Annotated in this window: 22 protein-coding genes and 1 pseudogene; 11 read left to right on the plus strand and 12 right to left on the minus strand. The window is 61.2% G+C overall.

Features of this window, described 5'->3' with window-relative positions:
* Nucleotides 1–137 precede the first annotated feature (137 nt).
* The gene (locus J9893_RS05700; protein ID WP_010675884.1) at nt 138–389 is read left to right on the plus strand and encodes a YkgJ family cysteine cluster protein; all 252 of its coding nucleotides are present in this window, start codon (nt 138–140) and stop codon (nt 387–389) included.
* Between the two features lie 163 nt (nt 390–552).
* Here the strand turns inward: J9893_RS05700 and murA are convergent, their stop codons facing one another.
* Genes murA through mlaF form a run of 7 tightly spaced genes read right to left on the minus strand, consistent with a single transcriptional unit; the run spans nt 553 to nt 5,074 of the window.
* The gene (gene murA, locus J9893_RS05705) at nt 553–1,809 is read right to left on the minus strand and encodes a UDP-N-acetylglucosamine 1-carboxyvinyltransferase (RefSeq protein ID WP_143238151.1); all 1,257 of its coding nucleotides are present in this window, start codon (nt 1,807–1,809) and stop codon (nt 553–555) included.
* A gap of 19 nt (nt 1,810–1,828) precedes the next feature.
* A complete protein-coding gene (gene ibaG, locus J9893_RS05710) occupies nt 1,829–2,086 on the minus strand; it encodes a BolA family iron metabolism protein IbaG (protein WP_010675882.1) in 258 nt (85 codons plus the stop codon).
* Nucleotides 2,086–2,358 (minus strand): STAS domain-containing protein, encoded by a 273-nt coding sequence (locus J9893_RS05715; protein ID WP_134996882.1) that lies wholly within the window; start codon nt 2,356–2,358, stop codon nt 2,086–2,088. Before J9893_RS05715 ends, ibaG begins: the two co-directional genes overlap by 1 nt.
* Nucleotides 2,355–2,987 carry a phospholipid-binding protein MlaC gene (gene mlaC / locus J9893_RS05720; protein ID WP_039040470.1) on the minus strand — a complete coding sequence of 211 codons (633 nt, stop codon included), beginning with the start codon at nt 2,985–2,987 and terminating at the stop codon, nt 2,355–2,357. The genes J9893_RS05715 and mlaC overlap by 4 nt, the downstream gene beginning before the upstream one ends.
* Before the next feature lie 2 nt (nt 2,988–2,989).
* Entirely contained in the window at nt 2,990–3,487 is a 498-nt protein-coding gene (gene mlaD, locus J9893_RS05725; protein WP_010675879.1) for an outer membrane lipid asymmetry maintenance protein MlaD, read from the minus strand.
* Nucleotides 3,488–3,494: 7 nt separating this feature from the next.
* Nucleotides 3,495–4,274, minus strand: coding sequence for a lipid asymmetry maintenance ABC transporter permease subunit MlaE (gene mlaE, locus J9893_RS05730; RefSeq protein ID WP_010675878.1), 780 nt, complete (start codon nt 4,272–4,274; stop codon nt 3,495–3,497).
* Nucleotides 4,274–5,074 (minus strand): phospholipid ABC transporter ATP-binding protein MlaF, encoded by an 801-nt coding sequence (gene mlaF, locus J9893_RS05735; RefSeq protein ID WP_029314846.1) that lies wholly within the window; start codon nt 5,072–5,074, stop codon nt 4,274–4,276. Before mlaF ends, mlaE begins: the two co-directional genes overlap by 1 nt.
* Before the next feature lie 206 nt (nt 5,075–5,280).
* Between mlaF and J9893_RS05740 the strand changes: the two genes are divergently transcribed.
* The 10 genes from J9893_RS05740 (at nt 5,281) to npr (ending at nt 12,092) form a co-directional block, all read left to right on the plus strand.
* Complete coding sequence (locus J9893_RS05740) at nt 5,281–6,276, plus strand: KpsF/GutQ family sugar-phosphate isomerase (protein ID WP_029314845.1); 996 nt, start codon at nt 5,281–5,283, stop codon at nt 6,274–6,276.
* Entirely contained in the window at nt 6,276–6,830 is a 555-nt protein-coding gene (gene kdsC / locus J9893_RS05745; RefSeq protein WP_042864828.1) for a 3-deoxy-manno-octulosonate-8-phosphatase KdsC, read from the plus strand. Before J9893_RS05740 ends, kdsC begins: the two co-directional genes overlap by 1 nt.
* On the plus strand, nt 6,827–7,387 hold the full coding sequence (lptC, locus tag J9893_RS05750; RefSeq protein ID WP_039040473.1) for an LPS export ABC transporter periplasmic protein LptC: 561 nt from the start codon (nt 6,827–6,829) through the stop codon (nt 7,385–7,387). Before kdsC ends, lptC begins: the two co-directional genes overlap by 4 nt.
* Nucleotides 7,374–7,892 carry a lipopolysaccharide transport periplasmic protein LptA gene (lptA, locus tag J9893_RS05755; protein WP_010675873.1) on the plus strand — a complete coding sequence of 173 codons (519 nt, stop codon included), beginning with the start codon at nt 7,374–7,376 and terminating at the stop codon, nt 7,890–7,892. Before lptC ends, lptA begins: the two co-directional genes overlap by 14 nt.
* A 12-nt stretch (nt 7,893–7,904) precedes the next feature.
* Entirely contained in the window at nt 7,905–8,630 is a 726-nt protein-coding gene (gene lptB, locus J9893_RS05760) for an LPS export ABC transporter ATP-binding protein (protein WP_010675872.1), read from the plus strand.
* A gap of 65 nt (nt 8,631–8,695) precedes the next feature.
* Nucleotides 8,696–10,135, plus strand: coding sequence for an RNA polymerase factor sigma-54 (locus J9893_RS05765; RefSeq protein WP_039040474.1), 1,440 nt, complete (start codon nt 8,696–8,698; stop codon nt 10,133–10,135).
* A 20-nt stretch (nt 10,136–10,155) separates the two neighbouring features.
* Nucleotides 10,156–10,443: a ribosome hibernation promoting factor gene (hpf, locus tag J9893_RS05770; protein ID WP_005305957.1), complete on the plus strand. Its 288-nt coding sequence runs from the start codon at nt 10,156–10,158 to the stop codon at nt 10,441–10,443.
* 2 nt (nt 10,444–10,445) lie between these two features.
* Complete coding sequence (ptsN, locus tag J9893_RS05775; RefSeq protein ID WP_010675870.1) at nt 10,446–10,892, plus strand: PTS IIA-like nitrogen regulatory protein PtsN; 447 nt, start codon at nt 10,446–10,448, stop codon at nt 10,890–10,892.
* Between the two features lie 40 nt (nt 10,893–10,932).
* On the plus strand, nt 10,933–11,799 hold the full coding sequence (rapZ, locus tag J9893_RS05780; RefSeq protein ID WP_010675869.1) for an RNase adapter RapZ: 867 nt from the start codon (nt 10,933–10,935) through the stop codon (nt 11,797–11,799).
* A gap of 20 nt (nt 11,800–11,819) precedes the next feature.
* Nucleotides 11,820–12,092 (plus strand): PTS phosphocarrier protein NPr, encoded by a 273-nt coding sequence (gene npr, locus J9893_RS05785; RefSeq protein ID WP_010675868.1) that lies wholly within the window; start codon nt 11,820–11,822, stop codon nt 12,090–12,092.
* Nucleotides 12,093–12,107: 15 nt separating this feature from the next.
* Here npr and J9893_RS05790 read toward each other — a convergent pair whose 3' ends face one another.
* The 5 genes and pseudogenes from J9893_RS05790 to J9893_RS05810 form a co-directional block, all read right to left on the minus strand.
* On the minus strand, nt 12,108–14,012 hold the full coding sequence (locus J9893_RS05790) for an HTH domain-containing protein (RefSeq protein ID WP_143238150.1): 1,905 nt from the start codon (nt 14,010–14,012) through the stop codon (nt 12,108–12,110).
* A 103-nt stretch (nt 14,013–14,115) separates the two neighbouring features.
* The gene (locus tag J9893_RS05795) at nt 14,116–14,856 is read right to left on the minus strand and encodes a KDGP aldolase family protein (protein WP_043154589.1); all 741 of its coding nucleotides are present in this window, start codon (nt 14,854–14,856) and stop codon (nt 14,116–14,118) included.
* Nucleotides 14,856–15,971, minus strand: a pseudogene (locus tag J9893_RS05800) (DgaE family pyridoxal phosphate-dependent ammonia lyase). Before J9893_RS05800 ends, J9893_RS05795 begins: the two are co-directional and overlap by 1 nt.
* The gene (locus tag J9893_RS05805) at nt 15,955–17,094 is read right to left on the minus strand and encodes an amidohydrolase/deacetylase family metallohydrolase (protein ID WP_143238148.1); all 1,140 of its coding nucleotides are present in this window, start codon (nt 17,092–17,094) and stop codon (nt 15,955–15,957) included. Before J9893_RS05805 ends, J9893_RS05800 begins: the two are co-directional and overlap by 17 nt.
* Nucleotides 17,095–17,295: 201 nt before the next feature.
* On the minus strand, nt 17,296–17,946 hold the full coding sequence (locus J9893_RS05810) for a DUF4310 family protein (RefSeq protein ID WP_143238147.1): 651 nt from the start codon (nt 17,944–17,946) through the stop codon (nt 17,296–17,298).
* Between the last annotated feature and the right edge of the window lie 9 nt (nt 17,947–17,955).

Consider the following 17,955-nt stretch of genomic DNA (forward strand, 5'->3'; position numbering starts at 1 on the left):
CTGACTCCCGCAGCAAAAAGCCCGGCAGTGCCGGGCTTTTTGCGCTCTGCAGGGCGCCAGGGTGCCCGGGCAGGGATAAGGCTTAGGAGAAACCGGACTCCTTGCTACACTGCGGTGCCCCACAGAGGAAAAATCACATGGAATGTCGTCAGGGATGCGGTGCCTGCTGCATCGCCCCCAGCATCAGCAGTGCCATTCCCGGCATGCCGGACGGCAAGCCCGCCGGTGTGCCCTGTGTGCAGCTCGATGCGCACCTGGGGTGCAAGATCTTCGGCCAGCCGGAGCGCCCGGCGGTGTGCGGCGGCTTTCGCCCCATGGCGGACGTGTGCGGCTCCCATCGCCAGGAGGCCATCTGGCTTATCGGCGAGCTGGAGCGGCTGACCGCCTGAGCCCTTGACCCTCTCCCTCGGGGAAAGGGTGTCTGCTTGTCTCCCTTCATCTCCGCCCCTTCTCCCGCAAGGGGAGAAGGGGGTGCCGCCATTCGGAGTCATGAAAAAGGCCCCCTCGCCTGGCGAGGGGGCCTTTTTATGGTCGGCTCATGGTGAAGCCAACTTATTCCTTGACGCGCTCGATGCGACCACCCAGGCCTTGCAGCTTGTGCTCGATGTCTTCGTAGCCACGGTCGATGTGATAGATGCGATCGACTATGGTGGCCCCTTCGGCCACGAAGCCGGCCAGCACCAGGCTGGCGGAGGCGCGCAGATCGGTCGCCATCACCTGGGCACCCTTGAGCTGCTGGGTGTCGCGGCAGATGGCCACATTGCCCTGCAGTTCGATGTCGGCACCCATCCGAACCAGCTCGGGCACGTGCATGAAGCGGTTCTCGAAGATGGTCTCGGTGACCATGCCGGTGCCCTGGGCGACCGCGTTCAGCACGGTGAACTGTGCCTGCATGTCGGTCGGGAACGCCGGGTAGGGGGCGGTCTTGATGGTGACAGGTTTCAGGGGGCGACCTGTCATGTCGAGGGTGATCCAGTCGTCACCCTTTTCAATCAGGGCGCCAGCTTCTTCCAGTTTGACCAGTACGGCTTCCAGCAGGCTGGGGTCGGTGTTGCGGCAGGTGATCTTGCCACCGGTCACGGCGGCGCCCACCAGGAAGGTGCCGGTCTCGATGCGATCGGGCTGCACGCTGTAGCTGCCACCGTGCAGACGTTCTACGCCGTCGATGGTCAGGGTATCGGTGCCGGCGCCCTGAATGTTAGCTCCGAGCGCGTTGAGGAAGTTGGCCAGATCGACCACCTCCGGCTCACGGGCGGCGTTTTCGATCACGGTGCGACCGTCAGCCAGGGTGGCGGCCATCATCAGGTTCTCGGTACCGGTCACGGAAACCATGTCCATCAGGATGTGGGCACCTTTCAGGCGGCCGTCGACGCGGGCTTTGATGTAGCCCTCTTCGATGACGATCTTCGCGCCCATCAGCTCCAGGCCGTGGACATGCAGGTTGACCGGGCGGGCACCGATGGCACAGCCGCCGGGCAGGGAGACGTCTGCTGCACCGAAGCGGGCTGCCAGCGGGCCCAGGGCCAGGATGGAGGCTCGCATGGTCTTCACCAGCTCGTAGGGGGCGACATGATTGTTTACCGCGCCGGTCAGCACGGTCACGTTGCCGTTGACCTTGGTGGTGGCGCCCAGCATCTCCAGCAGCTTGAGGGTGGTACCCACGTCTTTCAGGCGCGGTACGTTGGAGAGTTGAACCTCTTCGTCACACAGCAGGGTGGCAAACAGGATGGGTAGGGCGGCATTCTTGGCGCCGGAGATGGTCACTTCACCGGAGAGGGTGCAGGGGCCGGTGATCTTGAATTTGTCCATGGTTTACTTCTTTACCAAATCAGGAGGGCAGCTGGAATTTACGCTCGCGTTTCCACTCGGCGTCGGTATAGGCCTTGATGGAGAGAGCGTGGATCTCGTTGGTGGCGATCTTGTCCATCAGCGGGGCATAGATGGCCTGTTGTTTCTTGACCCGGCTCATGCCGTCAAACATGTCGCCGACGGCGATCACCTGGTAGTGACTGCCGTCCCCTTTGACATGGACTTCGGACAATGGCAAAGCCTCGAGGAGTATCGCTTCAATTTCAGAGACTTGCATTATGAGTCCTCAGTTGTGAGCGGGGTTGAATGAAAGAGGCTGGCCACCCCGTAGAGGTTGGCCAGCGTATGGAAATCGTTGGAGGCACCCACCAGTGTCGGAGTGGCACCCCGTGCCAGTGCCGCCTTGGCCCACTTGACCAGCAGGGCAAGGCCGGCGGAATCCAGGGTAGTGACGGCACCGAGTTCGAGCCGGTCGTCCTGCCACCAGTCGACGCGGCGTTGCCACAGATCGTTGACCTGCGGGGCCTGCAAGTCACCGCTCAGGATCATGACTTGATCACCAGCGGCTTGGCATTGTGTTCACGCAGCTGGGCGATCACCGCATCGATGCCGTTCTGGCGAATGAGGCCACCCAGCTCGTTCTGCTTGGCAGAGAGCAGGCTGATCCCTTCGGCAACCATGTCGAAGGCTTTCCACTCGCCGGTCTTGTTGTTCTTGCGCAGCTTGAACTCGAGGAAGATGTCCGGCTTGCCGGCCTCTTTCACGCTGACGTTGACGGCGGTGATGTTGCTCTCGGCGGCTTTGCCGGGTTGGACCTTGACGGTCTGCTTGTCAAAGTGTGCCAGGGCGTCGGCGTAGGAGCTCACCATGTACTCGGTGAAGACGTCCACAAAGGCGTCACGCTGGGCAGGGGTCGTCTGTTTGATCTGGTTGCCGAGCACCTTGTAGGCGGCGAAGCGGTTGTCCACGTAGGGCAGCAGCTCCTCGCGGATGATGACGCGCAGGTGATCGGGGTTGCTCTTCACCTGGGCCTGATCGGCTTTCAGGCGGGCAAAGGTCTGCTGGGCGGCCTGATCCACGAGGGCATAGGGGTCCGAAGTGTTGACATCCGCACGGGCGACGAGGGAGAACAGCATGCTGGTCATCAGACCCAGCATCAGGGCGATCTTCTTGAACATGGTTACTCCTTGGTTGCGGGTGTGTTGGCCGGGGAGGACTGGCTGTAGAGGAACTTGCCAATCAGATCTTCCAGCACGATGGCGGACTTGGTGTCTTCGATCATGTCGCCATCCTTGAGCATGCTGGTGCCCATCTCCTCATCGCTGAACCCCGGTGCCAGACCGATGTACTGCTCACCGAGCAGGCCAGAGGTCAGGATGGAGAGGGTGCTGGTCTCGGAGAACTCGCCGGCACTCTTCTGCATCTGCAGGGAAACGATGGGGACCTGGCTCTTGGGATCCAGGGTGATGTCGCTGACACGACCGACGACGACGCCGCCGACCTTGACCGGCGAGCGCACTTTCAGGCCGCCGATATTATCGAAATGGGCGCGCAGGGTATAGGTTTCTCCTTCCGGTTTGAAACTCAATCCCGCCACTTGCAGTGCCAATGCCAGAATGGCCGCGATGCCAGCCAGCATGAAGGCGCCAACCAGAAATTCTACTTTGCTGAACTTCATCTTTCCCTTATCCAAACATGACTGCGGTGAGTATAAAATCCAGACCGAGCACGGCCAGGGATGAGTGAACCACGGTACGGGTCGTCGCCTGACTGATCCCGGCCGAGGTCGGTTTGGCATCATAGCCGTTGAAGAGCGCTATCCAGGTCACCACCAGGGCGAAGATCAGGCTCTTGATGGCGCCCTGCATGATGTCGTCCTGCCAGTCGACGGAGGCCTGCATGGCGGACCAGAAACTGCCTTCGTCCACCCCCAGCCAGTCGACACCAACCAGCTTGCCGCCAAAGATGCCGATCAGGCTGAACATGAAGGCCAGCAGCGGCATGCTGATGACCCCGGCCCAGAAGCGGGGCGCCACGACCCGACGCAGTGGATCGACCGCCATCATCTCCAGGCTGGAGAGCTGCTCGGTGGCCTTCATCAGGCCGATCTCGGCGGTGAGGGCGGAGCCCGCACGACCGGCGAACAGCAGGGCGGTGACCACAGGGCCCAGCTCACGGAGCAGGGAGAGGGAAACCAGAGGCCCCAGGCTCTGCTCTGCGCCGAAATCCTTCAATACGTTGTAGCCCTGCAGGGAGAGCACCATGCCGATGAAGAGGCCGGACACCAGTATGATGGCGACGGATTGCACTCCCACCACATACAGTTGCTGCACCAGCAGCGGGAAGTGCTTGCGTGGCTGGGGCCGTCCTGCCAGTGCATGAAACAGCATGATGGTTGCCCGGCCGACGGCGTTGATGAAACGCACACCGCTGCGGCCCAGCTTGCTTATCTGACTTGTCAACATCACAGATCCTGTAGCAGGTCGCCTGCCGGAAAATGAAACGGAACAGGACCGTCGGGCAATCCCTTGAGGAACTGCTCGACTTCGGGATTGTGCTCCTCGCGCAGCTGCTCCGGTGTGCCGTGTGCCACTACCTTGCGGTTGGCGATGATGTAGGCGTAGTCGGCGATGCTCAGCACTTCCTTCACGTCGTGGGTGACGATGACGGAGGTGATGCCGAGTGCATCGTTGAGCTCCTTGATGAGCTTCACCAGCACCGCCATGGTGATGGGGTCCTGCCCCACGAAGGGCTCGTCATACATGATGAGATCCGGATCCAGCGCGATGGATCTCGCCAGGGCCGCGCGACGCGCCATGCCACCGGAGAGCTCGGACGGCATCAGCTTGGCCGCCCCGCGCAGACCGACAGCCTGCAGTTTCATCATGACGATGGTGCGGATCAGCTCTTCCGGCAGGCCGGAGTGCTCCCGCAGCGGGAAGGCCACGTTGTCGAAGACGGTCATGCCGGTGAACAATGCGCCACTCTGGAACAGCATGCTCATCCGTTTACGCACTTCATACAGGCGTGAACGGGAGAGCGTGGGAACGTCTTCCCCGTCAAACAGAATGTGACCGGACTCAGGCTTGAGCTGGCCCCCGATCAGGCGAAGCAAGGTGGTCTTGCCGATCCCGCTCGGACCCATGACGGCGGTGACCTTGCCACGGGGAATGGTCAGGTTGATCCTGTCGTACAGCAGCCGATCCCCGTGACTGAAGGTCAGGTCGGAGATGGTGATCAGGTCATCGTTCAAACAATTGTCCATCCGGTATAAATGAAGAGCGAATTTTATGGGCTAGTCTAGGTCTAAGCAACAGCGAGGAACAACTATTGAGCGGGTTTCCCCCCCAAGTACGCGACAGTTTTATGTAACAACCTGCGTCAATGACCGCCCATTCCGCATCCGATTCGCTTATCTCGGCAGACTTTTTTATAATCCCGCAGCAAATTTCGGCCCGGAGCTGTGCCTTTATGTCTGTAAAGCCTGAAAAAGTGTCTGAATTGTTCGATTTCCGTCGCAGCGCCCGAGCGGTGCTGGACATAGAAAAACAAGCCATTGATGGACTCTACCAGTACCTTGACGAGGCGTTCGAGCGCGCCTGCGAGATGGTGCTGCGCTGTGGCGGCAAGATAGTGGTGACCGGCATGGGCAAGTCGGGTCATATCGGCAACAAGATTGCCGCGACCCTGGCCAGCACGGGAACGCCCGCCTTCTTCCTGCACCCGGGCGAGGCGAGCCACGGGGATCTCGGCATGATCTCAGCCGGGGATCTCATCATCGCCATTTCCAACTCCGGCGAGAGCGACGAGATCCTGGCCCTGCTGCCGGTGCTCAAGCGCCGCGGCATTCCACTCATCTGCATGACAGGCAATCCGGCTTCCACCATGGCGAAAGAGGCCAACGTGCACCTGTGCATCAAGGTGGAGAAAGAGGCCTGCCCCCTCGGTCTGGCCCCGACATCCAGCACTACTGCCACCCTGGTGATGGGGGACGCGCTGGCCGTGGCCCTGCTGGAGGCCCGTGGCTTCACCGCCGATGACTTTGCGCTGTCGCATCCGGGCGGGTCCCTCGGCAAGCGGTTGCTGTTGCGAGTGGGCGATCTGATGCACAGCGGCGAGCTGTTGCCCAAGGTGGGGATAGATGCCACCATCAGCCAGGCGCTGCTGGAAGTGAGCCGCAAGGGGCTCGGCATGACGGCGGTGGTGGACGATCAAGGGCTGCTTGCCGGTCTGTTCACCGATGGTGACCTGCGCCGCATTCTGGACCTGCAGGTGGACATCCATCACACCCCCATCAGCCGCGTCATGACGGTGAACTGTGTTACCGTAGGGCCTGAGATGATGGCTGCCGAGGCCGTCAAGCTGATGGAAACCAGGAAAATCAACGGGTTGTTGGTCGTGGATGGGGAGAGACACCCGCTGGGTGCCTTCAACATGCATGACCTGCTGAAAGCCGGAGTAATTTGATGCAAGACGTACCGACCCTCTATGGTCCGGTGACGCGCAGCCAGTACGAGAAGGCGGCGCAGATCCGCCTGCTGGTGTGCGATGTGGATGGGGTGCTTTCCAACGGCTTCATCTATATGGGCAATAACGGCGAAGAGCTGAAGACCTTCTGCACCCGTGACGGTGCCGGCATGCGTGCCCTGCTCAATGCGGGCATCGAGATTGCCATCATCACGGGGCGAAACTCCCGCATCGTCAGCGATCGCATGAAGAGTCTGGGAGTCCAGCACCTGGTGCAGGGGGCAGACAAAAAGCTGCCCCACTTCGAGGCCTTGCTGACCAAGCTCGGGCTGGATGCATCGCAAGCCGCCTATATGGGAGATGACACCATCGATCTGCCGGTGATGCAGGCTTGCGGCCTGGGTATCGCCGTTGCCGATGCCCATCCGCTTGTGCTGGCGAAGGCGGATCTGGTGACGCGGCTTGGCGGTGGCGTCGGGGCCGTGCGCGAGGTGTGCGACCTGATCTTGCAGGCCCAGGGATTGGCTGACTATCAACCCGAGGCGTCGCGATGAACAAACAGACTGTGCTGTTCGGCCTGCTGTTTCTGGCTGCGCTGGCGGCCTGGCAGCTGGGGGAGATCGAGCTGGTCCCCGAGCCGACCACCAAGACGGAAAATTTTCAACCGGACTTCACCGCCAGAGAGTTGGTTACGACCCGCTTCAACGAGCAGGGCAAGCGCACCGAACGGCTGGAATCCGAATATGCGGAGTACTACCAGGTACTCGAGCAGGCCACTTTCACCAAGCCGGTGGTCTACATGTTCGATGACAAGGGCGCGGCCGAATGGAAGCTGACGGCCGAAACCGGGGTGCTCAACACCGATGACAATGTGATCCTCCGTGACAAGGTGCATCTGGACGGTCTGCTGCCCGCCTCCTTCATCTCCACGCTGGATACCTCCTATCTGGAGCTGGATCTGGTGACGCAGGGGATGAGAAGCAACCAGCACATCAGCATTGTGGGCCAGGAGTTCCAGACCGAGGGCGTTGGCCTCAAGGGTCACCTGGAACGTAAATATTTCGAGTTACTGGATAAAGGCCATGCCACTTATTTCAATGAAAAACGTTAATCTGGCCCTCACGGCCCTGTTGCTGTGCGGTTCCCTGAATGCCAAAGAGTCCGACTTCGCCGAGAAGGTCTATGTGGATGCGGTCAAGCAGGTGGCCGAGATGCAGGACAACCGCATCACCTTCAGCGAGGATGTCATCATCACCCAGGGCACCATCAAGATTAAGGCCGACAAGGTGGTGGTGATCCGCTCCGGCGACAAGGGCGCCGAGGTGATGACCGCGTATGGCAACCCAGCCACTTTCTTCCAGGTACTGGACAACGGCAAACCGGTCAATGCCCATGGCAACAGCATCCGCTACGAGCTTAAGAACCGGTTGGTGACCATCACCGGCAATGGCCAGCTCAAGCAGGAAGACAGCCAGGTGACCGGCGATCTCATTCGCTACGACATCGTCAAGCAGAAGATGATTGCCGAGAGCAAGGGGCCCACCCAGCGCGTCAAGACGGTGTTCCTGCCGGATCAGGTGGAGAACTTTGACAAACCCGCCGATCAGAAGAAGTAGGAAACAACAGCCATGGCAGTGTTAAAAGCAACGGGTCTGCAAAAGAGCTACAAGCGCCGCATGGTGGTCAGCGATGTGAGCCTGGAGGTGGGAACGGGCCAGATCGTGGGCCTGCTCGGCCCGAACGGCGCGGGCAAGACGACCTCCTTCTACATGATCGTGGGCCTGGTACAGCGGGATGCCGGCCTCATCACCATCGACGAGCAGGACATCAGCCTGCAGCCCATGCATATCCGTGCCCGCAATGGCATCGGCTATCTGCCCCAGGAGGCCTCCATCTTCCGGCGCCTGTCGGTGTTCGACAACTTGATGGGGGTCATGCAGACCCGCAAGGGGTTGAGCCGCGAAGAGCGGGAGGATAAGGTCGAACAGTTGCTGGAAGAGTTCAATATCACCCATATCCGCGACAGCCTGGGCCAGAGCCTCTCGGGTGGGGAGCGGCGCCGGGTGGAAATCGCCCGGGCGCTGGCGGCAGAGCCGAGATTCATTCTGCTCGATGAGCCTTTCGCAGGTGTTGATCCTATTTCAGTCATCGATATCAAAAAGATCATCCAGCATCTGAAAGAACGCGGGTTGGGTGTGCTGATAACGGACCACAACGTCAGAGAGACGCTGGATGTGTGCGAGAAGGCCTACATCGTCAGCCACGGCAAGATGATTGCCGAGGGCGCGCCGGCCGATATCCTCGCCGATGAGCAGGTCAAGCGCGTCTATTTGGGCGATCAATTCAGTCTATAGTAAGGGGGCACCCCTCATTTTTGTTAGGTGACTGCCTCGCTGAACATAAGGATATCCCGACGTAGATGAAGCCGACATTACAGTTGCGTCTCGGTCAGTCCCTGACCATGACGCCACAATTACAACAAGCGATTCGTCTGCTCCAGCTCTCCACCCTGGAACTCCAGCAGGAAATTCAGCAAGCGCTCGACAACAACCCCTTGCTGGAGCAAGAGGAGAACGAGGCGCAGGAAACCAGTCAGACAGAGACACAGGACGCCAGTCAACTCGACTCCAGCGATGCCATGGCCCAGGAGAGTATGCCGGATGAACTGCCGGTGGACACCACCTGGGACGAGGTCTACTCGGCCGGTACGGCCCAGAGCGCAGGTCCCATCCATGACGGGGAAGACAGCGTCTATCAGGGGGAGACCACCGAGAACCTGCAGGACTACCTGCTGTGGCAGATGCGGCTCACCCCGTTCAGTGATGTGGATGCTGCCATCGCCCTTGCCATCATCGATGCCATCGACGAATCCGGGTATCTGACTGCCACCCTCGAGGATATTCAGGCTGCAGTCAGCAGCGAGGAGGTAGAAGTCGAACTGGATGAGATCGAAGCCGTGCTCAAGCGGGTGCAGCATTTCGATCCGGTCGGCATCGCCGCCCGTTCGGTGCAAGAGTGTCTGCTGATCCAGCTCGGCCAGTATTCGCCGGACCTGCCCTGGCTCGACGAAGCCAGAGAGGTGATCCGCGAACACATGGACCTGCTCGGCAATCGCGACTACCGCACTCTGGCTCGCAAGACCCGCCTCAAGGAGAGCGATCTCAAGGAGGTGCTGGATCTCATCCAGCAACTGGAGCCCAGACCCGGCAACGGCATCATCCAGAGTGAATCCCAGTACGTGATCCCGGATGTGTCCGTGGTCAAGAAGGGCAGCAAGTGGGTGGTTGAACTCAATCCGGATTCTGCTCCGCGCATCCGTGTCAACGAGGCCTATGCGGCCATGGCGCGCAATGCCCGCAGCAGCACGGATACCCAGTTCATCCGTTCTCATTTGCAGGAGGCCAAGTGGTTCATCAAGAGCCTGGAGAGTCGTAACGACACCCTGCTCAAGGTGGCCAGCTGCATCGTCGAGCAGCAGCAGGGCTTTTTCGAGTACGGCGAAGAGGCCATGAAACCCATGGTACTCAACGACATCGCGGAAGCGGTGGAGATGCATGAGTCGACCATTTCACGGGTCACGACCCAGAAGTACATGCATACGCCCCGCGGCATTTTTGAACTGAAGTTTTTTTTCTCCAGTCACGTCAATACGGAGGGAGGAGGAGAGTGCTCATCGACCGCTATTCGCGCCCTGATCAAGAAGCTGGTGACGGCGGAAAACCCCGCCAAGCCGCTTAGTGATAGCAAGATCGCGGATTTGCTGGCCGAACAGGGTATTATGGTGGCGAGACGCACGATCGCAAAGTACCGTGAATCCTTGTTGATCCCGCCATCCAATCAGCGCAAACGCCTGGTTTAGGCAAACAAAAGGAAGACGTTATGCAAATTAACCTGACCGGACACCATGTCGAGATTACCGAAGCTCTGCGTGATTATGTGAACAACAAATTTGCCAAACTCGAGCGTCACTTTGACCATATCAACAACGTACACGTGGTGTTGAGCGTCGAAAAACTGAACCAGATCGCCGAAGCCAAGCTGCATGTCAGCGGGGGAGAGGTGTTCGCCAATTCGCAGCATGCCGACATGTATGCGGCGATTGATACCCTGCTGGATAAACTGGATCGGCAGATCATCAAGCACAAAGATAAGTTAAATCAAAAATAACTATGCAACTTGAACACATACTGAGTCGGGACTGCACCAAGAGTGCGGTCCCTTGTACCAGCAAGAAACGCGCGCTCGAGATCATCAGTGAACTGGCCGCAGAGCGCCTTGGCGCTTCCCGCCAGGTCCTGTTTGAAAGCCTGCTGGCGCGGGAAAAGATGGGCAGTACCGGGATCGGAGCCGGTATCGCCATCCCCCACGGCCGGATTGACGACGCCTTCGCGCCGACCGCCGTGTTGATGACCTTCTCCGAGCCCATCCCTTTCGATTCTATCGACAATCAACCGGTTGACCTGCTCTTTGCATTGCTGGTGCCGGAAAGCGAGTGCAAGCAGCACCTCAAGACTCTTTCCCTGATGGCATCCAAACTGGGTGACAAGGCCGTCTGCCGCCAGCTGCGCCAGGCGACCAGCGACGAAGAACTCTATCAGATCATGACGTCGGCCTGAGGCCGGGTCTGACACAGCCACGTTGGCGTGAGGGGACAAGATGCAGTTAATAGTAGTAAGCGGTCGTTCGGGCTCCGGCAAGACGGTGGCCCTGAGGGTGCTCGAGGATCTCGGGTACTACTGCGTGGACAACCTGCCGGTCAACCTGCTGCCCCAGTTGATCGTGTCGGTGGAGAGCCAGTATGACAAGCTGGCTGTCAGCATCGACGTGCGCAACCTGCCTGCCCAGGCAGACAGGCTGGAGAACCTGCTGAGCCAGGTGCGCAACGAGGGGCGAGTCAAGTTTTCGAGCTTCTTCTTCGATGCGGACAACGCGACCCTGCTCAAACGCTACGGTGAGAGCCGCCGTCTGCACCCTCTGTCCCGCAACAAGCTTTCGCTGGACGAGGCGATCCGGGAAGAGACCCACCTGCTGGCACCGCTCTCCTCGACCGCCGACCTGCGCATCGACACCACCAACCTCAGCATTCACGATCTCAGCGAGCTCATCAAAACCCGGGTGCTCGGCAAGAAAGAGAACGAGCTGGTGCTGGTGTTCGAGTCATTCGGCTTCAAGTACGGCATTCCCAAGGATGCGGACTTCGTGTTCGACGCCCGTTTCCTGCCCAACCCGCACTGGATCCCGGAGCTCAAGCCCTTCACTGGCAAGGATGAGCCCGTGGCCAACTACCTCTCCAGCCAGCCGGATGTCATGCTGTTCATCCAGCAGATCGAGAACATGCTGGGGACCTGGTTGCCCCACCTGGAGCGCAACAATCGCAGCTATGTGACCGTCGGGATCGGCTGTACCGGCGGACAGCACCGCTCGGTGTTCATCGCCGAGCGGCTGGCCAGCGCATTCCGGTTGCTTGGCAAGAACGTGCAGATCCGCCATCGTACGTTGGACAAGCGTTCAAACCCCGCCTGACAGATCCACAGGATGCTCAGATGACCGTTTCCGCCTCAGTAGAAGTCAAAAACAAGTTAGGCATTCACGCCCGACCGGCCATGATGCTGTTCGAGCTGGTGCAGGGGTTCGATGCCCACGTGTTGCTGCGCAACGAAGAGGGGGTCGAGGCCGACGCGGACAGCGTGATCGGCCTGCTGATGCTGGACTCCGCCCAGGGCAAACAGGTGGAGGTGCAGGTGGAGGGTCCCGAAGAGGTAGAGGCCCTGGCCGCCGTGGTGGCGCTGTTCACCTCGGGCTTCAATGAGGAGTAATACGCCTCGGCGTGCTCAAGGTGCGCTGCGAGCCAGCGCCTTGAAAGCGGCAAAATCCCGACAAGCCAGCAGACTTCTGCTGGCTTTTTCGTTCATCAGTGCCAGAAACAGATCATAAAGTCCCATGGCTTCCTCATAATCCGCCTTGGCGATGGCCAGCACGAAGATGAGGGTAGCGCTCTCGCCGTTGCCCCAATCGATCCCTTGGGGGGCCAGCACGGTATAGACCAGGGTGCGGCGCGCCAGCAGGCCGAGGGAGTGGGGCAGAGCGATGCCGTCCCCCAGCATGGTTGAGACGATCTGCTCCCGCTCCTGCAAGGATCCCCGGAATCCGCTCTCCACCAGATCCTCCGCCTCAAGCTGGCTGCAGATGCGATCAAACAGCGCCCCCTGGCTGATGGGTTCATCAAGCACCATGAAGTGGTCGGCATCGAAATACTTGTCGAGCAGATAGGGACGGGTGCGATCGACGAGCACCAGCTTGCCGAGCTGCTCCAGCTGGTACTGGGTCGGGAAGGGGGAGACCTGCACCACGGGAGCATTCTTCTCGCTCACCTTGAGGGTGCTGATGACGAAATCCTGCTCGACTCGTACCAGTCCCTCATAGTCCCGCACCGACTCCAGCGTGGTCAGCTGCAGTTGGGGGTATTCCCGCCGGATGCGTGCTTCCAGCACCCGGAAGGTGGCGTTGCCCGCATCGCACAGCAGCAGCGCCTGGGGGCGCCGGGTGTAACCGATGTCGTAGTGGCGCTCTAGGCCGACCCCGATGTGGATCACCAGGTAGCCGATCTCGTGGTGGGTCAACCGGTAGGGGGTCTGCCTGATCCACTCAGAGATGGCCGCCAGGGTGATGTCGTAGGCGAGGGGGTAATACTGCTTGATGTGGTCCGCCAGGGGATTGTGGCTGCCAATCTGGTATTTGACCCGCAGCAGCATGGCGCCGATATGGGTCTGCAGGTCGGCTCGCAATTGCGGGTCGCCGCGCAGGTCATAGGGGTAGTGGTGGTGGATGTAACCCAGCAGGTGCGTAGTCAGCTGCTCGCTCTCGGCCGCCATGGCCGGGCTGAGCAGGGGCGTCTCTGCAGTGAGGCGAGCCTGGATCTGGATGGCGAGACAGGCGATCTCTTCCTGCCCCGGTGACGTCAGGGTTGGTAGCTCGGCATAGATGTCGCGGGCCACCACTGCCAGGGGCGGGGTGATGTCGTCGCTGGCAAACTGGCGCAACTCGTGGCCAGACGCCTGGCGAAGCAGGGCGACGGCACAGTAGACGGTGACTTGCTGCAGGCTCTCGTCGGCCAGGCGCAGCTGATGGCGACCGAGTTGCTCGTGAATGTGGTTGCCCACTACCTCCAGCGTCTTGCTGGGGCAGAGGGTGGGCAACAGGCTCTGGAGCGGATGCTGGTGCAGCAGCTCCTGGCAGAGCAGTTGGGTGAGGCAGGCGCGGATCGCCATCTCGCTTCCCGCAATGCGCATCCCCACTCTGGGTTTGCTGTCGATGGTGAGCCCGAAGTGGGCGAGCCGCTCCCGCACCTCCGTCATGTCCCCTTGCAAAGCCGCCCGGCTTAGATACCAAGTGTCCGCCAGCTCGTCGAGTTTGATCCCCTGTTCCGCCGTCAGCAGCAAGACCTGGAGGTGCAGCACCCGCTCGCGGCTGGTGCGAGGCAGAGGGCTCTCCTGCCCCTGGGCGGCCAGCAGCGCATCGAACAGTCCCTGATTGTAGATCTTGAGCTGGTAACCGCTGCCCCGCTGATGGATCAGGTGGGCGCCCCGGGTGGCAATGAGCTCGTTCAGGGTCGCCACGTCGGTACGCACCGTGCGGGTGGAAACATTGAGACGGCGGGCCAGCTCCTCCTGTGGCAGAGGCTCGGCGTGAAGCAGGGCGAGCAGTTGCTGGAGTCTGGGGTGGGGCAGCTTGGTCATGAGGGGGTGAGGACTCCTGTCGCGCATGGTGGGTCGATGTTAACAAGGGGGTCATTAACAAGCCAGGCACCGCCCAGTGATCGGACCGGTGCCTGTGGGATTGTTATGCCAGCAGTGCCTTCACCATGGCGAGGAGGGTACGCACATCCTCCGGCCGGGTCTGGCCACTGACACTGTCGATGATGGAGCTGTAGACGTGGGGGATCACCTTCTCGACTCCTGCCTCCAGCGCGATCCGCACTATCTCCTCGAAGTTCTCAAGATCGATGCCGCCGGTGGGCTCCAGCCAGAAGCCGTGGCGGGCACAGGCCTCGGCCACTGCCTGATACTCGGTGCGGCAGGCGAGTCCCCCCATGGGGAAGAACTTGACCGAGCTGCCGCCCATGTCCTTGAGCAGGGCAATGGCGGTATCGATGGGGACGATGCCGTCAGCCTGCTGCGCGCTGAGGGGGCCGGTGGAGATCTTCACCATGCCGGGGGTGCCGGTGGGGGAGACAAGGCCATTGACGAGGGTGTCAGCTTGACCGAGCAGCGCCCGGCTGGCCCCGACCCCGGTGAACACCTGATTGACATGCTGAGGCTGCAACTGGCGGGCCAGCTCGGCCACCATGGCGGACTGGCGCGGATCACCTGCTCCCAGCCCGATGGAGAGGGCGTTGTCGATAAGTTTGGCGTAGGCCTGCATGTCGGCGACGGCAGAGGGGATGTCCGGGTAGTTCTTGGAGAGCACACCGACCAGGACGTGGCCCTCGGCGGCCTCATAAATGTCGACGGCATTCTCTTTGGAACCTGCCAGCACGTTGAGGCAGACCCGATCGCGGTAGTAATTGGGGGTAAGAGACATCAGTTGTTCTCCTGAACGAGGTGGGCAATGGCGGAGTGGATCTGGTCGAGCTGGGGCAGGGTGACGCTGCGCACGTCTATCTCGATGTGCCCCTCGTTGGCCTTGTAGCCGCGGCAGTAGATGGCGGGGGTACTCTGTTGCAGACGGGAGACCACTTCCACCGTGGTCATGCGGATCTGCTGGTGGTCGAAGGCGATGTCGGTGCGGGCGATGTCGCGCCCCGCGCTGTCCCACACCACTTTGGCGGTGACGCCGGGCAGCTGATTGAGGCGCTCGATGAAGGGGGTCATCTTGGCGACCATGGCGGTGCCGCTCTCCTTCTCTTTGGCCAGGTAGCGCTCGATGGCGTGGGTCAGGCCGAGGATCCCCTCCTTGCCCACCTTCATGGCGCGGCCTATGCCGCCAGCCTGCTGCTTGACCCACTCCACATACTGACGTCTGCCGAGCACCAGGCCGCTGGTGGGCCCTTCGATGGCCTTGGCGCCGCTGTAGATGACCAGATCCGCACCCTGGTTGTAGTAGAGACGCAGATCCTCTTAGGCCGCTGCATCGACGATGAGCGGGATCCCGTGGGCCTTGGCCACCTCGGCCGCCTCGGTCACCGACAGAATGCTCTTCTGCACGCAGTGGTGGGACTTGATGTAGAGGATGGCGGCGGTATTGGCATTGATGGCGGCGGCCAGCTGGGCGGGTGAGCACTCGTTGGCGTAGCCTGCCTCCATCACCCTGCCGCCCCCCAGGTTGACCATGGTGCCGACGGGGGCACCAAAGTTCACGTTGTGGCCCTTGGGCAGCACGATGTCGCTCGGCACGTCGTGGGCATGAGCATGCAACTGCTCGAGGCGATAGGGGTCGCCGCGCACGATCACGGCGGCCACCGACTGGGCGATGCCGGCGCTGGCGCAGGAGACCACAACCGCATCTTCAACGCCCAGCAGATCGGCCAGGTAGGCGCCGGTCTTGTTGACCAGATCCTTCACCTCGAAGTAGTGGCCGAGGCCGAAGTTGACCGCATCGACCACCTCCTGCTCGGGGGTGGAGACGCCGAGGATGGTCATGCGCCCGGAGGCGTTGATCACCGGTTTGAGCCGGTATTTCTCATACACAGAAGGCATGGTGTGATTTCCCGTAGTGAGTCAGAACCAGTTCGCCGCCCACCAGGGCGGCGAGAGGGAGCAGTTGCCGGTCACCGTTGCGGGTGCCGGCCTCGGTATCGGTAAAGAGAATGGGGCCGCAGCTCACCTGGAACAGGGTGATGTCTGCATCGGCGCCCACCTCGAGTCGCCCCTTACCGGGCAGGCGCAGGGCATCGGCGGCCTGGTGAGTGACGCAGGCGAGTACCTGCTCCAGAGTCATGCCGATGGCGAAGAACTTCGACATCACGTGGGCAAGGCTGTAGACGGGCCCCTTGATGCGGTTCTTGCAGTAGATGTCTGAACTGATGGTGTGGGGCAGGATGCCCTGGGCAATGGCCAGCTCTGCCACCTCGAAGCTGAAGCTGGCACCGCCATGGCCGATGTCGAGCAAGAGTCCCCGCCGCATCGCCTCGCGCACCGCCTGGCGCAGTTCACCCGCAGGGGTCAGGATGCGGTTGGGCTTGCCGTTGAAGCAGTGGGTCAGCAGATCGCCATCCCCCAGCAGGGCGACGATCTCGTCCAGATCCGGCGGCGTGTTGCCCACGTGCACCATCAGTGGCAGGTTGCCATTGGCCTGCTGGATCTGCTTGGCCATGCGCAGGGGTTGCAGACCGCTTTCACCCACCACGCTGCCGCTCATGCGCGCCTTGATGCCGACGATGAAGCCGGGATGGCGCCGGATGGCCGCCTGGGCGAGGGCGGGATCGATGTCTGCCGGATCCGCCAGCTCGTTCTGACGCAGCAGACCGATGCGGGAGATGTTGAGCAGGGCGTGCACCCGGGTCTTGCAGGTGGCGGCGAGACGCTGGAAGTCGTCCACATCGTCGGCTCCGGTGCTGCCGGCGTCGATGACGGTGGTGACGCCGGATTCCACGCCCACCTTGTCCGGCTCATCGTGATAGATGGGGGAGGCGGGGTAGCAGTGGGTGTGGCCGTCAATCCAGCCTGCGCTCACATGGACCTGCCCGCCCAGAGTGAGGGTATGCTTCGCCTCCGTGCTCTCTGGCAGCGAACCCAGCGCCGCTATCTTGCCATGCTTGATGGCGACGTCGACAAGCTGCCCGTTTCCCAGGCGTCCCGCCCTGATGATCATGTCGTACATGCTGATATCCCTCTTGGAACCTGCTTGTGCTCTTACTGCGAGGCCGCTTCCAAGGCTCATGTGCTGCTCGCGTATTTGTAACCAGGAGTTTTCACGTCTATCCATACGCTCCGGCCCCTGCGCTGCTCTTCACCTTGCTGACGACCTTTCGCGGCAGAGCGCAAACAGGTTCTTGAATGCCGCCCAAGAGACGGCCTTGGATTAAGCCAGGGCGATGGGGAAGAAGGTCCCGAACAGCATGGCCCCCAGAATGGCGCCGCCCGTGATGGGCTTCTCCCAGATGTAGAACAGCAGGGCACCCAGCAGGGAGCCTATCCCGATGGGAATGGAGGCGCCCATGGCGGAGAGGATGATGAGGGGACCGAGGAAGCGGCCGGAGCTGTTGCCAGCCCCCATCATGACGTCCGCCCCGTAGGTGGAGTTGCTCTGGTTGATGGTGAACTTGCGCGCCAGGATGATCACGTAGCCGATGGCCATCCCAATCCCCATGCCGGTGGTCAGGGAAGCGGTGAAGTTTTCCACCGGATAGATGATGCCGGCCCCCAGCAGCAGGGCGGGCACTCCGAGGCCGACTCCGGTCTGGATGGCGCCGCCGATGTCGAGGATCCCCACCAGGGAGCCCTCGATGATGCGGGCGAACAGGAAGCTGGCACCGAAGGCGGCGACTGCACCATAGGCCCCCGTGTCCATGCCGGCCTTGAGCATGGCAACGAAGGCCACCTCGTTGAAGGCGCCGACCCCGTAGAGGTAGAACATGTGGGTACCGGCGAAGACGCCGGAAGAGAGCAGACCGACAAAGATGGGGAAGGACCAGTCGGCATACCAGAAGTTGTTTCTCAGTTTCTCATCCATGGTGTGCTT

The organism is Aeromonas sp. MaB10011B (assembly GCF_017939325.1).
Classification (GTDB): domain Bacteria; phylum Pseudomonadota; class Gammaproteobacteria; order Enterobacterales; family Aeromonadaceae; genus Aeromonas; species Aeromonas caviae.

Bases quoted from the DNA above. Each gene is read 5' to 3' on its own strand.
- J9893_RS05700 (WP_010675884.1), top strand. From the start codon at position 138: ATGGAATGTCGTCAGGGATGCGGTGCCTGCTGCATCGCCCCCAGCATC.
- murA (WP_143238151.1), bottom strand. From the start codon at position 1,809: ATGGACAAATTCAAGATCACCGGCCCCTGCACCCTCTCCGGTGAAGTG.
- ibaG (WP_010675882.1), bottom strand. From the start codon at position 2,086: ATGCAAGTCTCTGAAATTGAAGCGATACTCCTCGAGGCTTTGCCATTG.
- J9893_RS05715 (WP_134996882.1), bottom strand. From the start codon at position 2,358: ATGATCCTGAGCGGTGACTTGCAGGCCCCGCAGGTCAACGATCTGTGG.
- mlaC (WP_039040470.1), bottom strand. From the start codon at position 2,987: ATGTTCAAGAAGATCGCCCTGATGCTGGGTCTGATGACCAGCATGCTG.
- mlaD (WP_010675879.1), bottom strand. From the start codon at position 3,487: ATGAAGTTCAGCAAAGTAGAATTTCTGGTTGGCGCCTTCATGCTGGCT.
- mlaE (WP_010675878.1), bottom strand. From the start codon at position 4,274: ATGTTGACAAGTCAGATAAGCAAGCTGGGCCGCAGCGGTGTGCGTTTC.
- mlaF (WP_029314846.1), bottom strand. From the start codon at position 5,074: ATGGACAATTGTTTGAACGATGACCTGATCACCATCTCCGACCTGACC.
- J9893_RS05740 (WP_029314845.1), top strand. From the start codon at position 5,281: ATGTCTGTAAAGCCTGAAAAAGTGTCTGAATTGTTCGATTTCCGTCGC.
- kdsC (WP_042864828.1), top strand. From the start codon at position 6,276: ATGCAAGACGTACCGACCCTCTATGGTCCGGTGACGCGCAGCCAGTAC.
- lptC (WP_039040473.1), top strand. From the start codon at position 6,827: ATGAACAAACAGACTGTGCTGTTCGGCCTGCTGTTTCTGGCTGCGCTG.
- lptA (WP_010675873.1), top strand. From the start codon at position 7,374: ATGAAAAACGTTAATCTGGCCCTCACGGCCCTGTTGCTGTGCGGTTCC.
- lptB (WP_010675872.1), top strand. From the start codon at position 7,905: ATGGCAGTGTTAAAAGCAACGGGTCTGCAAAAGAGCTACAAGCGCCGC.
- J9893_RS05765 (WP_039040474.1), top strand. From the start codon at position 8,696: ATGAAGCCGACATTACAGTTGCGTCTCGGTCAGTCCCTGACCATGACG.
- hpf (WP_005305957.1), top strand. From the start codon at position 10,156: ATGCAAATTAACCTGACCGGACACCATGTCGAGATTACCGAAGCTCTG.
- ptsN (WP_010675870.1), top strand. From the start codon at position 10,446: ATGCAACTTGAACACATACTGAGTCGGGACTGCACCAAGAGTGCGGTC.
- rapZ (WP_010675869.1), top strand. From the start codon at position 10,933: ATGCAGTTAATAGTAGTAAGCGGTCGTTCGGGCTCCGGCAAGACGGTG.
- npr (WP_010675868.1), top strand. From the start codon at position 11,820: ATGACCGTTTCCGCCTCAGTAGAAGTCAAAAACAAGTTAGGCATTCAC.
- J9893_RS05790 (WP_143238150.1), bottom strand. From the start codon at position 14,012: ATGACCAAGCTGCCCCACCCCAGACTCCAGCAACTGCTCGCCCTGCTT.
- J9893_RS05795 (WP_043154589.1), bottom strand. From the start codon at position 14,856: ATGTCTCTTACCCCCAATTACTACCGCGATCGGGTCTGCCTCAACGTG.
- J9893_RS05805 (WP_143238148.1), bottom strand. From the start codon at position 17,094: ATGTACGACATGATCATCAGGGCGGGACGCCTGGGAAACGGGCAGCTT.
- J9893_RS05810 (WP_143238147.1), bottom strand. From the start codon at position 17,946: ATGGATGAGAAACTGAGAAACAACTTCTGGTATGCCGACTGGTCCTTC.